The 12,450-nt window shown below is 62.9% G+C and carries 12 protein-coding genes and 4 pseudogenes; 10 read left to right on the top strand and 6 right to left on the bottom strand.

Features of this window, described 5'->3' with window-relative positions:
• Positions 1-2: 2 nt before the first annotated feature.
• Positions 3-527 (top strand): annotated as a pseudogene (locus JHW40_RS04660) (alpha-hydroxy-acid oxidizing protein); the annotation flags it as partial.
• Here JHW40_RS04660 and JHW40_RS04655 read toward each other — a convergent pair.
• Positions 487-1,278 (bottom strand): SMP-30/gluconolactonase/LRE family protein, encoded by a 792-nt coding sequence (locus tag JHW40_RS04655; RefSeq protein WP_272849103.1) that lies wholly within the window; start codon positions 1,276-1,278, stop codon positions 487-489. The pseudogene JHW40_RS04660 and the gene JHW40_RS04655 sit on opposite strands and share 41 nt — an antisense overlap.
• A 234-nt stretch (positions 1,279-1,512) precedes the next feature.
• Here JHW40_RS04655 and JHW40_RS04650 point away from each other — a divergent pair, with 234 nt between their 5' ends.
• Positions 1,513-2,226 (top strand): HpcH/HpaI aldolase family protein, encoded by a 714-nt coding sequence (locus tag JHW40_RS04650; RefSeq protein WP_090616984.1) that lies wholly within the window; start codon positions 1,513-1,515, stop codon positions 2,224-2,226.
• On the top strand, positions 2,226-2,924 hold the full coding sequence (locus JHW40_RS04645) for an alpha/beta fold hydrolase (protein ID WP_090616986.1): 699 nt from the start codon (positions 2,226-2,228) through the stop codon (positions 2,922-2,924). Before JHW40_RS04650 ends, JHW40_RS04645 begins: the two co-directional genes overlap by 1 nt.
• Before the next feature lie 55 nt (positions 2,925-2,979).
• On the opposite strand, the gene JHW40_RS04640 is transcribed toward JHW40_RS04645, so the two are convergent.
• Positions 2,980-4,005, bottom strand: coding sequence for a LacI family DNA-binding transcriptional regulator (locus tag JHW40_RS04640; protein ID WP_170851949.1), 1,026 nt, complete (start codon positions 4,003-4,005; stop codon positions 2,980-2,982).
• A gap of 305 nt (positions 4,006-4,310) precedes the next feature.
• On the opposite strand from JHW40_RS04640, the gene JHW40_RS04635 reads away from it, so the two are divergent.
• The 3 genes and pseudogenes from JHW40_RS04635 to JHW40_RS04630 form a co-directional block, all read left to right on the top strand.
• Positions 4,311-5,474, top strand: coding sequence for a cupin domain-containing protein (locus tag JHW40_RS04635; RefSeq protein WP_211657413.1), 1,164 nt, complete (start codon positions 4,311-4,313; stop codon positions 5,472-5,474).
• Positions 5,475-5,679: 205 nt separating this feature from the next.
• A pseudogene (locus JHW40_RS24305) lies at positions 5,680-5,802 on the top strand (IS3 family transposase); the annotation flags it as partial.
• Positions 5,798-5,983: pseudogene (locus JHW40_RS04630) on the top strand (IS3 family transposase); the annotation flags it as partial. The pseudogenes JHW40_RS24305 and JHW40_RS04630, both read left to right, overlap by 5 nt.
• A gap of 36 nt (positions 5,984-6,019) precedes the next feature.
• Here the strand turns inward: JHW40_RS04630 and JHW40_RS04625 are convergent.
• Entirely contained in the window at positions 6,020-6,487 is a 468-nt protein-coding gene (locus JHW40_RS04625) for a MarR family winged helix-turn-helix transcriptional regulator (protein ID WP_090616990.1), read from the bottom strand.
• A 113-nt stretch (positions 6,488-6,600) separates the two neighbouring features.
• On the opposite strand from JHW40_RS04625, the gene JHW40_RS04620 reads away from it, so the two are divergent.
• Positions 6,601-6,822: a hypothetical protein gene (locus tag JHW40_RS04620; protein ID WP_211657414.1), complete on the top strand. Its 222-nt coding sequence runs from the start codon at positions 6,601-6,603 to the stop codon at positions 6,820-6,822.
• Between the two features lie 44 nt (positions 6,823-6,866).
• Here JHW40_RS04620 and JHW40_RS04615 read toward each other — a convergent pair whose 3' ends face one another.
• Both JHW40_RS04615 and JHW40_RS04610 read right to left on the bottom strand, forming a co-directional pair.
• Positions 6,867-7,031: a hypothetical protein gene (locus tag JHW40_RS04615; RefSeq protein WP_272849068.1), complete on the bottom strand. Its 165-nt coding sequence runs from the start codon at positions 7,029-7,031 to the stop codon at positions 6,867-6,869.
• 249 nt (positions 7,032-7,280) lie between these two features.
• A complete protein-coding gene (locus JHW40_RS04610; protein ID WP_336390105.1) occupies positions 7,281-8,618 on the bottom strand; it encodes an FAD-dependent monooxygenase in 1,338 nt (445 codons plus the stop codon).
• A gap of 161 nt (positions 8,619-8,779) precedes the next feature.
• Between JHW40_RS04610 and JHW40_RS04605 the strand changes: the two are divergent.
• Positions 8,780-10,109: pseudogene (locus JHW40_RS04605) on the top strand (IS5 family transposase).
• Between the two features lie 56 nt (positions 10,110-10,165).
• Here JHW40_RS04605 and JHW40_RS04600 read toward each other — a convergent pair.
• A complete protein-coding gene (locus JHW40_RS04600; protein ID WP_090616995.1) occupies positions 10,166-10,990 on the bottom strand; it encodes an LOG family protein in 825 nt (274 codons plus the stop codon).
• Between the two features lie 115 nt (positions 10,991-11,105).
• On the opposite strand from JHW40_RS04600, the gene dapD reads away from it, so the two are divergent.
• Together dapD and JHW40_RS04590 are read left to right on the top strand one after the other, a co-directional pair.
• Positions 11,106-11,927, top strand: coding sequence for a 2,3,4,5-tetrahydropyridine-2,6-dicarboxylate N-succinyltransferase (dapD, locus tag JHW40_RS04595; protein ID WP_090616997.1), 822 nt, complete (start codon positions 11,106-11,108; stop codon positions 11,925-11,927).
• A gap of 11 nt (positions 11,928-11,938) precedes the next feature.
• Positions 11,939-12,400, top strand: coding sequence for a YaiI/YqxD family protein (locus JHW40_RS04590; RefSeq protein WP_090616999.1), 462 nt, complete (start codon positions 11,939-11,941; stop codon positions 12,398-12,400).
• Positions 12,401-12,450 lie beyond the last annotated feature (50 nt).

The raw sequence follows: 12,450 nt of genomic DNA, 5'->3' as shown, positions 1-12,450 counted from the left end.
GGGTGGCCGGCCCGGCCCAGATTCCCGCCGATGTCGTGGCGCTGTGCGATTACGAACGTCACGCCGCCGAGCGGATACCCGCGCCGCTGCGCGCCTATATCGACGGGGCTGGCGCGGACGGGCTGACCGCCGACGCCAATCTTGCCGCGTGGCAGGCGATCCGGCTGCAAGGCCGGGTGCTGGCCGATCTGCGGGGCGCCGATACCGGCCTGCACCTGCTGGGGCTGGACCTGCCGCATCCGCTGATCCTTGCGCCAGTGGCCTTTCACCGTCTGGTCCATCCCGAGGGAGAGACCGCGACAGTGCTGGCGGCAGGTGCGACCGGCAGCCTGATTGTGGTCTCGACCCAGGCCAGCCTGCCGTTGGAGCAGATCGCCACCGCCGCTCATGGCCCGCTGTGGTTCCAGCTGTATATGCAGCCCCGGCGCGAGGATACGCTGCGCCTTGTCCGCCGGGCCGAGGACGCCGGATACCGGGCGCTGGTGGTCACGGTGGATGCACCAGTGAACGGGTTGCGCAACATGGAGCAACGCGCCGGGTTACCGCATCACCGTTCAGCGCAACACGCCAGACCTCGTTGGCGAAAGCCTCGGTCACAAAGAGATACCCGTCATGGAGGGCCAGGTTGGTCGTCCCTTGCCCGGCCCCTTCGGGCAGGCGGATCACGCCATAGGGCATTGCGAAGGCGTCCATGACCGCAATCTGGCCGGCAAAGAACTGCGCCGCATAGAGGTTGCCAGCGTCATCCACCAACAAGCCGTCCGGCCCAAGGCCACCGACAAGCTGCGCGAAGACGTGGGGCACATCGGCCGGGTTCCGGCTGAGCGGGCCGGGGATCGACAGGATGCAATTGGCGGCGAATTCGGCCACATAGACGCGCGCCCCGTCCGGTGATACCGCGACCCCGTTCGGATAGGCGATGCCGCTTGCAAAGACCTCGGGCACGGCGCCTTCTTCAGCCGACAGGAAAAACACCCGCCCTGTCGGGTTCAGAGCATCGGAGCCGTAGGGTTCGGTGAAGTAGAGCCCACCTTCGGGATCGAACGCCAGGTCATTCAGGCCACGGAACATCGCGACGCCATCGCCACGGTGCAGAGAGGTTCGCTCTCCGCTGTCGAGATCGACCGAGATCAACCCTTCAAACCTGTCGGCAACCAGCAGATCGCCGTTTGGCGCAATCCGCGCGCCATTCGGGCTGCCCTGACTCTCGCCCACGGGGGTGCATCCACCATCCGCAACCTCGTAGATTGACCCGGTAAGCAAGCCGACGATGAACATCCGCCCCTCGGCATCGAAGTTGATCCCCTCGATGAATCCCTCGCAGGTGGCGACCTTCTCCCACTGGCAGCCATCTTCACCACAGATCTGCTCGATGCGGTGAGGTTCGCGGGGGGCCAATGCCTCTTGTGCGCCTGCCGCCCCCGAAAGCGTGGCAAGCATTGCCGAAATCACGATTGTCCTGAGGGTCATCCAAATATCTCCCTGTTTGCTGGATGTGATGAAACTGGCTGAATGTCTGTGCGCCTGATGGCGAGCCGGACATTCCGCTTGGTCGCGGGATCGTATATATCTGCGGCGACGCAGGCGCGGGCCGCGCTTGCCGGGCCTTCACAGACGACGTTGGAGCCTTGCTCGCCGCTGGTGCGCGTTCCCTCGCTGGATGCGGCCTTGCTGATGCGTGTGCTGGATGCAGGCGCATATGGGGTCATCTGCCCGATGATCTCCAGCGCCAAGCAAGCCGAGGAACTGGTTGACGCCTGCCGCTATCCACCGGTCGGGTCGCGCTCGTTCGGTCCGGCGCGTGGGTTGCTCTATGGCGGCGCCGATTACGTCGCCCATGCCAATGCCGAAATCCTCGTGATCCCGATGATCGAAACGGTCGAGGCAGTTCGCAACATCGACGCGATTCTGGCGGTCGAGGGAGTGGACATGATCTATGTCGGCCCCAACGACATGGCCTTTGCCTTCGATGGTGCCGTCGGTGCGGACCGGCAGAAATCCGAGGCCGCCATCGCGCAAGTTCTGGCCCGCGCGCAGGCAGCCGGCATTCTCGCGGGCATCTTCTGCGCGGATGGCGCCGATGCGGCGCGCCGCATTGCCCAGGGGTTTGCACTGGTCACGCCCGGCAATGATTTCGGGTTGCTGACCCGAGCCCTGCGTACCGCCGTGGCCGAGACATTGCGCGGGACCGCGGCCCCGGTTGCCGCGACAGGGACGGGTTACTGATGGCCGGGCGTTGGTGGTTGTTACCGGGAACCCTTTGTACGGCAGAGGTTTTCGAACCGCTTCTGGGGGCTTTGGCCGTCTCTCCGCAGCAATGTCGTGCGGTGCGGCTCGACCGGCCGGCGGTCGAGGATTACGCCAGTAAACTGGCATCCGTGGAGGATGACGACATCGTGCTGGGCTTCTCGCTCGGCGCGATCGTCGCGGCTCATCATCTTGACCGGATGCGGGCGCGGGCGGTGGTGCTGATCGCCGCGAATCCCTTTGCGGATACCCCGGATAAAAGCGCCGCACGTCTTGATCAGCTGGCGCGGATTTCTGCCCAGGGGCCAAGAGCGGTCATGACCGCCGCCTGGCCGGATCAGGTTGGACCGGCGGCGCGCGAAGATTCTGCGGTGGGACAGCGAATCGTCGCCATGGCAGAACAGACGGTTCAGGACCTGCCCGCGCAGACCGAGCTGGCATTACGGCGGCCGGGCGCCGAACCGATGCTGGCGTCTGCACGATCTCCGGTTCTGTTCATCACCGGTCGCGAAGATCGCGCCGCGCCACCGGATCGGGCAACGCGGGCTGCCGCCATCGGCGGGCACGAGCTTGTTCTCGTGGATGGCGCCGGACATTTCCTGCCGCTGGAAGCACCGCAGGCTTGCGCCGAGGCGATCCGCGCCTTTCTGCTTGGCCGGGGGCAGGATCGCAGGTGACGCGGCCTGCTTGCGACGGTCCGGCGCGGATCGGAAACCCGTTGCGCCCCGGTGGTCAGGTTCCGGCCAGCCGTGCCGAGCTTCTGCGGATAAGCTCGCCCTGCACCAGGATGCGGCGGGCTTCCAGATCGGGTTCCTCCATGCGCTCCAGCAGCATCGAGACGGCGGTCTCCGCCATGTCCACGATGGGCTGTCGCACCGTGGTCAACGCATAGCTGGGCCTTCCGGCTTCGGCGATGTCGTCGAACCCGATAACCGAAATATCGTCCGGGACATGCCAGCCCAGATCGAAGCGGCAGGCGTCAAGAACACCGAAACCCAACTGGTCATTCGCGCAGAATACCGCGTCGGGGCGGTCCGTTGTGGCCATGAGGTCCAGGAAGCAGCGCCGTCCCTCGGCATAGGAAAAATCCGTGCTCAATGTCGGAATGGTTCCGATCCCGAGGCTGTGCAGGCGATTCTGAAAGGCCTCGACCCGCAATTGGCTGACCGGCGCGCGGTCGGGCCCTCTGATGCAGACGAAAGAGCGGTGTCCGGCTTCGAAAAGTGCATCGGCGATCCGCCGCCCGGCAGTGGCGTGGTCAAGCGCGATGCAATCCGCGATGGTTGTTTCGACGACCCTGTTGAAGAATACCAGCGGGACGCCGCGCGTCGCGAATTGCTCGATCCAGTTCGGCGGCATCTGCGCGCAGCAGATCAGTCCGTCCAGCGGATATTCGACGGCCTTCTGCAGCGATGCGCCGATCGAATCGTCGTCCTTGATCACCATGAGGAACAGGCTGTTCCCCGCGTTCTGCAGGGCATCGCCCACCGCATAGATCAATTCCGGGTTGTTGCGGATGGTGAAGGCCGTCGCGATCACGCCGACCATGTTCGAGCGCTGGGTGATGAGAGAGCGCGCGAGCGCGTTGCGAGTATAGCCCATCTCCTGGGCGATGCGAAGGATATGATCCCGGGTCTTGGGCGAGATCTTGGTATCATCCTTGAAGCACCGGGAAACCGTGGATTGCGAGACCCCGGCGGCACGCGCCACGTCATAGGACGTGATCCTCCTTGGGCGGATAGTCGAAGGCTCATTCATCTTTCCGTCTCCGTACTCGGATCGCCTGGAACATATCTGCCCCCGCCTCGGCAGAGAAGAGTATTTAACGGCCGCAGGAGTGTCCACGCCCGGACCCGAAGGAAGATACATCGGGATCTCGCGCCAGAAAAGTCTTGCCCGCATTCGAATGCATAGCGAGTTGTACCGCAGCGGGCGTGAGGCGTGTCGTCCCGGATCCTGTCTTCCACGGGGACAAGCGGCGATGGATCGCAAGCAATGCCTGTCCTGCTGCGGGGGCATCTCGTCCCTGCGCGAATGTCGTATCAAGAAGGAGCGATCAAACGATGGAATATTCCCTGTCAGCCGTAGAGGTCTCCAACGAGGAAAGCCTGCGCCGGCTGGTTCGTCGCAAGGATATGGTGGCCGAGCGCGTCGCCTTCATCGATTGCAAGATGCCCGGCTCGCATCTCAAGGAAAACTATTCCCTTATCGGTCCTGGCGTGACGCAATCAAAGGATCAGAAGGTCAGCCTGTCAGAACCGCATGGCTTCAGCCTGGGCGTGGCGGCCATGCCGGCGGGAATTACCAACAACCTGCATGTCCATTATACTGCCGAAGTCTTCATGATTTACAAAGGAAAATGGGTATTCCGCTGGGGCGCGGACGGCAAGGACGGACGGGTGGTCTGCACCGCCGGCGATGTCGTCAGCATACCCACCTGGATTTTCCGCGGTTTCTCGAATATCGGCGATGATGATGGCTGGATCTTCACCGCGCTTGGAGGCGACGACACGGGCGGGATTCTGTGGCATCCCCATATTCTCGAGGTGGCTGCAGAGCATGGCCTTTACCTTACCCGTGACAATCTGCTGGTCGATACCCAGCAGGGGCAGCCGAAACCGGCAGAATCGGAATTGATCGAGCCGATGACGCGGGAGCAGATCGACAGCCTGCGCAAATATACCGTCGAGGAGATGTCCAAAAGGGTGGTGCGCCGTGATTCCAGGGTCTTCTCGGGCGCTGCCTTGCTGGACAGCTGCATTCCTGGCCATGGGGGTGAGCTTGCGCCCGTCCTGGGTTATGGCATGACCCAGGATCGCGAGCATGTCCCGCAGATCACAAACCCCCACGGCATGTCGATCGAATGGGGCAAAATTCCTGCAGGCGGCTCGATCGGGAAACACCTTCTGCGTGAAAAACAGGTGATCGTCGTCTTGTCCGGCGCGGTCGAAATCAGCCAGAATCAGGGCGAAAGCGAAGTGGTGCAGACGATCGAAGAGCAGGATCTCTATTCCTTTCCCGCTGATACCTGGCGCTCCATCCGCAATACGGGCAGCCAGGCCGCAGAGTTCATTCTCATGACCCCAGGCGACCACAAGAAGCGGATCCAGTGGTCCGAAGAGATCCTTCAAGCAGCCGCAAAGCTTGGATTCGCGATCGATCCCGACGGCTATGTCGCGCCGCTTGCGCTTCTGCCGCAGAAGGTGAAGGATCTGTATGCCGTTTGATTTCGAACGGAATCAGGCTTGATATGCATTGCCCCGATCAAGGCGACTGTTCGGGCGGATGCCCGTAGCTGACGATCGAACCCGAGAACCTGAATTGCGCCTGCATTATCGCATCAGGGAAGACGTGTCGGAACGGCTGAGCACCGTTCCGACACATAAGCACCGGGCCCCGCAACCCTGATCCCCGACGGGTGGCTGACCGAAGCGGACCCCTAGCGCACGCCGCGTCTGGCGCGATGTTCTCGAGGAAGGGCTTGCCTGCGGGCTTCAGCGGATCGAACGGCTGATGCGGCTCAATGTCTTCAGGGCGCGGTCCGGGCGCCGGGGCAATGGAGAACTTCTTCTCAACGCTGAAGGCCGAACGGACGGCCAGCAAGGTCTGCCGCACCCGCAGTGAAGCGCGTGCTGACGTCTTCGATTACATCGAGCGATTCCACAACCCGCGGCGGCACTCAAAACTGGGCTACATCAGCCCCATGCAGTTCGAAGCCCGCGCCTTGTGGGCTTAACCTGCTGTCCACAAAACCGACAGCACCTCAATCAACTCAGTTTTGCCGCAGGTCTTTTAGCGGCGCACGGCTGCGTTGATTGCCGGTCTCTGTCAGCTTCACCAGCAAGCTTGAAAAGGTCTGGCGTTCGTCATCGGTCAATCCCTCGATGATATCGGCCTGCACCCGATCGACCCAAGGAATGGCACGCTCGATAACGCGGACGCCTTCGTCGGTCAGACTCAGGACGCGCGCACGGCGGTCGCGTGGGCTGATCTCGCGCCGGATCAAATCCTTGGCGACCAGCCGATCCACCACGCCGCCGATGGTCACGCGGTCATAGGCAATCAGGCCGGCCAGCGTCGCCTGATCAATGTCGGGATTGTCCTGCACTGTCACCATTGCGGCATATTGCACAGGCGTCAGATCCAGCCCGGCCTCGCTCATCCGCGCGGCGAAAAGCGAGACTGCAATCTGTTGCAGCCTGCGGATCAGATGGCCGGGAAGGGTGTAGAGGTTGCTCATGACGTTTCCTAGCGTGAGCGGGGCAGGTCACTCAAGCAGTGAGTGGGAAGTGTACTCACTTTATATTGAAAGCATACTACATATGGTCGCAGGCGCCAAGCCTGGTCGGTCTGGTGGTGTCGGCAAAACGTCTGCGGGAGGAACAGGAGAGCATGACGGAACATCAGGATATGGAACAACGCCGGCGCAAGACCATTGCCTGGGGTGTCGGAATCGCCGGGCCGCTGATCGGCGGCCTGCTGATTGCGGCGGGCCTGTCGATACAGGCGATCCTGTTGGTACTGGCAGCGCTGGCGTTGATGGGTATCTTGCTGACGTTGCGCCTGCCCCGCTGAGCAACTGTCGAGGAAATCTTCAATGCTGGGGCCGCATCTGGTGACTACCAACCTCGATCTTCGCCATCGAACCCATCGAACCCATCGAACCCATCGAACCCATCGAACCCATCGAACCCATCGAACCCATCGAACCCATCGAACCCATCGAAGGGTGCGTTCTTCGAGACCAGCAGACAAGCCATCTCGATGGCGGTCACCGCGATCATGCAGCCGAATGGATCCGGGTGATGCCATTCCATCGATCCGGACAACATTGCCGTCCGCGCCGTATAAGGGGCGATGCGGAATCCCTGGGTCGAACACAAGCTGGAGGTTGCCCGCATAGGATGCAAGTCACGCGGCGGGAACATCACCCCGGGCAATAATGACTTCCTCGCTTGCATCGTCCACAGCGAGAAGATCCGACATCCCGATCACCAGCCCCGAGGCCAGCGCCTGATGCGCTCCGTCCCCGGTCAGCGCCGAGTGCGTATATCGCGTCGCCGTGCCGCCGTAAAACGACCCCGCTTGAGGAAATATTGCTGGAACTCGACCGGGTCCACACCGTCATCGTCCTTTACGGTCTTGGGTTTCGCGCTGAACATCTTGGCGAACTCTCGGTCAAAATCGATCAACTCCTGAGCGATGGCCTGACGTTCGACCGAATAGCTGTGCAGCAGTTGGGCGGGTGCCAGCCCTCGCAGGACCAAGGCCAGCTTCCAGCCCAGGTTGAATGTGTCCTGCATCGAGACGTTCATGCCCTGACCCGCCTTGGGACTGTGGGTGTGACAGGCATCACCTGCGATGAACACACGCGGCTGCCGATGGGCTTCCAGCCCCATCGGCACATCGTCGAACTTGTCGCTCAGGCGCTGGCCGATCTCGTAGACTGACCACCAAGCTACCCGTTTCACGTCCAGCTTATATGGGTGTAGGATGCGTTGGGCCGCGGCGACAAGTTGCTCGATGGTGATGTTCTTCGAGGCAACCCGCTCATCTGCCGCAAACTTGTCCAGTTCGACATAGAGCCGGACCAGATAGCCACCCTCGCGCGGAATGATCAGGATATTGCCCTGATCGGCAGAATGGATCGCGCTTTTCAGGCGGATATCCGGGACGTCGGTATAGGCGAGGATATCCATCACCCCCCAAGCCTGATTGGCGGAATCGCCTGACAGTTCGCGGCCGATGGCGTGGCGTACAACGCTGCGGGCACCGTCGCAACCGACGACATAGCGGGCACGGACGGTATCGACGCGATCCTCGCCGGTTGCGTTTATCGGTTGCAACCGGACGGTGATGGGGGCCGCAGGATCCTCGGGCACGGTCAGGCCGACGATGCGAGTGTTGTAATCCGGAGCAAGCCGGCCGGGGGCGTTACGCATCCGTTCCAGATAAAAATCATGCACCCGAGCCTGATTGAGGATGACATGCGGGAATTCAGACAGTCCTTCCTCGGTGTCGGGAATACGGCCATGGCGAACGATCTGGCGGTCCTCGCCTGGCTTCCAGAAGGTGGTTTCATTGACCCAATAGGCCTCGCGCGCCACACGATCGGCAAAACCGAAAGCATTGAACATCTCCATCGTGCGGCAGGCGATGCCGTCGGCCTGCCCAAGTACCAACGGACCCGGTTTCTGTTCGATGATGCGGATTCGGATCTCGGGAAAGGCCACCAGTTGCGCCGCCAGCGTCAGACCGGCCGGGCCGCAGCCGACGATCAGCACATCGACGTCGCTTGCGCTGCCAGTCGGTGGGCATGCTTCAAGCACGTCGGGGTCGCCCGTGCGAAAGCCGTTCAGGTAAAATTGCATCAGAATCCTCCCCGGAAAACATTCTCAGTACTCATAGCATATTAGGATGCATACTATCAATAAGTATACTTATATAATTTTCCGACGCCCGCATTCCCGAGAGGAAGCCCCATTCCCGCGTGCCCGAACAAGATGATCTGCTCCGCCCGAGGCTGGTCGACATGATCGACGCTCGCCATGATCTGGTGAAGCTCGCGACGCTGATCGACTGGGATTTCTTCGTGCGGGAATGGGTGAGTTTCTTTCCCTCGCATCAAGGGCGCCCGGCGACGTCGCCGCGACTGGTCGCGGGGCTGATATATCTCCAGCATGCCTTCAAGCTGTCGGACGAGGCGGTCGTCGCCCGGTGGATTGAAAATCCCTGCTACCAGCACTTCACCGGCGAGACCTTCTTCCAGCACCACCCACCGATCGACCCGTCCTCGCTGACTCGCTGGCGCAAGAGGATCGGTGAGTGAGGCGTGAGCCGCCACTGGTTCAAGGCCACGCCGAACGCGTGGAATGGCTGCGGACCAGAACGATCGAGGCGGGCCGGGCCTCTGGCGCGGTCACCGACAAGAGCCTGAGGCGGATCGCAGTCGATACGACCGTGATGGAGAAAAACATCGCCCATCCGACGGATGCCTGGCTTTACGAGCGGGCCCGGGCCCTGCTGGTTGGTCTGGCGAAGCAGGCCGGGATCGAGTTGCGCCAGAGCTACGCGCGGCTTGCCCCGCGTTTCGCCGCCCAGGTCGGGCGTTATGCCCATGCCCGGCAGTTCAAGCGCATGCGCAAGGCCCTGCGCCAGCTCAAGGGCTATGCCGACAGGGTCCGCCGGGACCTGCGCCGGCATTTGCAGGACATTCCCGAGGGGGCCTTGCGTGACAGGGTCTTGGAGACGATCTGGCTGGTCGGGCGCCTGCTGGAACAGGGGCTGAAGAGCAAGGGCCAGATTTACTCCCTGCACGAGCCCGAGGTCGATTGCACCTCCAAGGGCAAGGCGCGGATGCGCTACGAATTCGGCACCAGGGTCAGCCTCGCCACGACCATCGACGAAGGTTTCGTCGTCGGCGCCCGCGGCTTTCCCGGCAACCCTTATGATGGCCAAACCCCGGCACCTGCACTGGAGCAGGTCGCGATCCTGACCGACCAGGTGCCCGATCTCGCCGTCGTCCGCGCCATGGCGTGGGCACCACCAAGATCCTGATCAGTGGCATGCGGCGCGGCATCACGCCGTTACTGGCCAAGCTCCTGAAACGACGCAGCGCCATCGAACCCGAAATCGGTCACATGAAGAGCGACGGACGTCTTGCCAGATGCCCGCTGAAGGGTCGCATTGGCGACGCGGTCTTCGCCGTTCTCTGTGCCTGTGGCCACAATATCCGCAAGATCCTGGCCCATCCCAGGGCTATCCTGGCCCATCCCAGGGCTCTTTGGGCCCTGTTACTCCACCTGATTGCGGCAATCATCTGGCGCGAAAGGCCCCTTCACAGGCAAGCATTGCCCGCCTGACACGGTTGTTCAGAGCCGACTAATGACCGCAATGGACTTGAATAAACCGCCAGCGCTCAGACCGGCTTTCCCCAGCCGTCGATGATTCCGACCGCCTCTTCCGCGGTTTCGGCATAGCGGAACAGGTTCAGATCGCTGTCGCTGATCGTGCCTGCCTCGGCCAACGCCTGCCAGTTGATGATCCGTTCCCAGAATTCGCGGCCGAACAGCAGGATCGGGACCGGCTTCATGCGGCGGGTCTGGATCAGGGTCAGCATCTCGAACAACTCGTCCAGCGTGCCGAAGCCGCCCGGAAAGACCACGATGGCCCGCGCCCGCATCAGGAAATGCATCTTGCGGATCGCGAAATAATGGAAGTTGAACGACAGCTCCGGCGTCACATAGACATTCGGCGCCTGCTCGTGCGGCAGCACGATGCCAAGGCCGATGGATTTGCCACCCGCCTCTTGCGCGCCCAGATTGCCGGCCTCCATCACGCCGGGGCCGCCGCCGGTGCAGATCACATGCTCTCGTCCGCCCGTCTCCATCGAGCGCAGCGTCATCTGCTGCGCAAAGCGCCGCGCCTCGTCGTAATAGCGCGACAGATCCGCCAGCACCGGCGTGCGTGCCCCGGCCGCATGTTCCGGCGCGGGGATGCGGGCGCCGCCGAACATCACCACGGTCGATTCGATCCCGGCCTCGTCCATCAGCATCTGCGGCTTCAGCAGCTCCAGTTGCAGGCGCACCGGGCGCAACTCCTCTCGCAGCAGGAAATCGCGGTCGGTAAAGGCCAGACGATAGGATGGCGAGGCCGTCTGCGGCGTATCGGGACCCTGTTCGGCGCGGACGACATCCTCGGTGCTGTGTGGCAGGGGATTGGCGCGTTGTTCTGCTTCGCTCATTCAGGCCTCGGGTGTATGAAGTGACTGTGCGGATTGCACGATCTTTGCCTCAGGCTTATAGCCCGGAGGCGACAGTTTCCACCCAAGGCCGCATGACAGATCGAGGAGAGCCGCCATGACCCAAGCCCTAGAGACCGCCATCGAGGCCGCGTGGGAACACCGCGCCGAAATCACCAGCGCCACCAGGGGCGTCGCCCGCGAGGCCGTCGATGAAGTGCTGAACCGGCTGGATACCGGCGCCCTGCGCGTGGCCGAGAAGCGCGGCAATGACTGGCATGTGAACCAATGGGCGAAAAAGGCCGTGCTGCTGTCCTTCCGCCTGAACGACATGGAAGAAATGTCGGGCGGGCCGCAGGGTGGCGGCTGGTGGGACAAGGTGGACAGCAAGTTCAAGGGCTGGGGCGACAATCAGTGGCGCGCTGCCGGTTTCCGCGCCGTGCCGGGCGCCATCGTCCGCCGCTCGGCCCATATCGGCAAGGGGGCGGTGCTGATGCCGTCCTTCGTCAACCTTGGCGCCCATGTGGGCGAGGGCACGATGGTCGATACCTGGGCCACCGTCGGTTCCTGCGCGCAGATCGGCAAGAATGTCCACCTGTCGGGCGGCGTCGGCATCGGCGGCGTGCTGGAGCCGTTGCAGGCCGGGCCGACCATCATCGAGGATGACTGCTTTATCGGCGCCCGTTCCGAGGTGGTCGAGGGCTGCATCATCCGTGAGGGTTCGGTTCTGGGGATGGGTGTCTTCATCGGCCAGTCCACCAAGATCCTCGATCGCGAGACCGGCGAGGTCATGTATGGCGAGGTGCCCGCGGGTTCCGTCGTCGTCGCGGGGTCGATGCCCTCGAAGAATGGCGTGAACCTCTATTGTGCGGTGATCGTCAAGCGGGTGGACGCGCAGACCCGCTCCAAGACCTCGGTCAACGAATTGCTGCGCGACTGAAGCGGGGCCGGGTGACGACGCTTTACATTGACGCCGATGCCTGCCCGGTCAAGGCCGAGGCCGAGCGGGTGGCAACACGGCTGCGGGTGCCGATGGTGCTGGTCTGCAATGGCGGCATCCGGCCCCCGGCCAATCCGCTGGTGTCGCTGGTGATCGTCGATGAGGGACCGGATGTCGCCGATCAGTGGATCGCCGCGCATTGCGGCCCCGGCGATGTGGTGGTGACCGGCGACCTGCCGCTGGCCGACCGCTGCCTGAAGGCCGGGGCGCAGGTCGTCACCCATGACGGCGAGGCGCTGACCATGGCGAATATCGGGCCGCGCCTTGCGACCCGCGATCTGATGCAGGACATCCGCGCCGCCAATCCCTTCTTTCAGGGCAGCGGCGCGGGTTTTTCCAAGGCCGACCGCTCGCATTTCCTGCAACAGCTGGACCGGCTGCTGCGCCATGCGCAATCGGGCCGCGCGACCTGAAACGGGCTTGAACCCGGACCTGCGACCGGGCGTTATGCCAGCGTGACGGG

This window comes from Paracoccus alcaliphilus, from assembly GCF_028553725.1.
Classification (GTDB): domain Bacteria; phylum Pseudomonadota; class Alphaproteobacteria; order Rhodobacterales; family Rhodobacteraceae; genus Paracoccus; species Paracoccus alcaliphilus.
Note: the sequence above shows the minus strand (reverse complement) of the source record. Positions and strands in the feature narration are given on the sequence as shown.

Bases quoted from the DNA above. Each gene is read 5' to 3' on its own strand.
- JHW40_RS04655 (WP_272849103.1), bottom strand. From the start codon at position 1,278: ATGTTCATCGTCGGCTTGCTTACCGGGTCAATCTACGAGGTTGCGGAT.
- JHW40_RS04650 (WP_090616984.1), top strand. From the start codon at position 1,513: ATGTCTGTGCGCCTGATGGCGAGCCGGACATTCCGCTTGGTCGCGGGA.
- JHW40_RS04645 (WP_090616986.1), top strand. From the start codon at position 2,226: ATGGCCGGGCGTTGGTGGTTGTTACCGGGAACCCTTTGTACGGCAGAG.
- JHW40_RS04640 (WP_170851949.1), bottom strand. From the start codon at position 4,005: ATGAATGAGCCTTCGACTATCCGCCCAAGGAGGATCACGTCCTATGAC.
- JHW40_RS04635 (WP_211657413.1), top strand. From the start codon at position 4,311: ATGGAATATTCCCTGTCAGCCGTAGAGGTCTCCAACGAGGAAAGCCTG.
- JHW40_RS04625 (WP_090616990.1), bottom strand. From the start codon at position 6,487: ATGAGCAACCTCTACACCCTTCCCGGCCATCTGATCCGCAGGCTGCAA.
- JHW40_RS04615 (WP_272849068.1), bottom strand. From the start codon at position 7,031: ATGATCGCGGTGACCGCCATCGAGATGGCTTGTCTGCTGGTCTCGAAG.
- JHW40_RS04610 (WP_336390105.1), bottom strand. From the start codon at position 8,618: ATGCAATTTTACCTGAACGGCTTTCGCACGGGCGACCCCGACGTGCTT.
- JHW40_RS04600 (WP_090616995.1), bottom strand. From the start codon at position 10,990: ATGAGCGAAGCAGAACAACGCGCCAATCCCCTGCCACACAGCACCGAG.
- dapD (WP_090616997.1), top strand. From the start codon at position 11,106: ATGACCCAAGCCCTAGAGACCGCCATCGAGGCCGCGTGGGAACACCGC.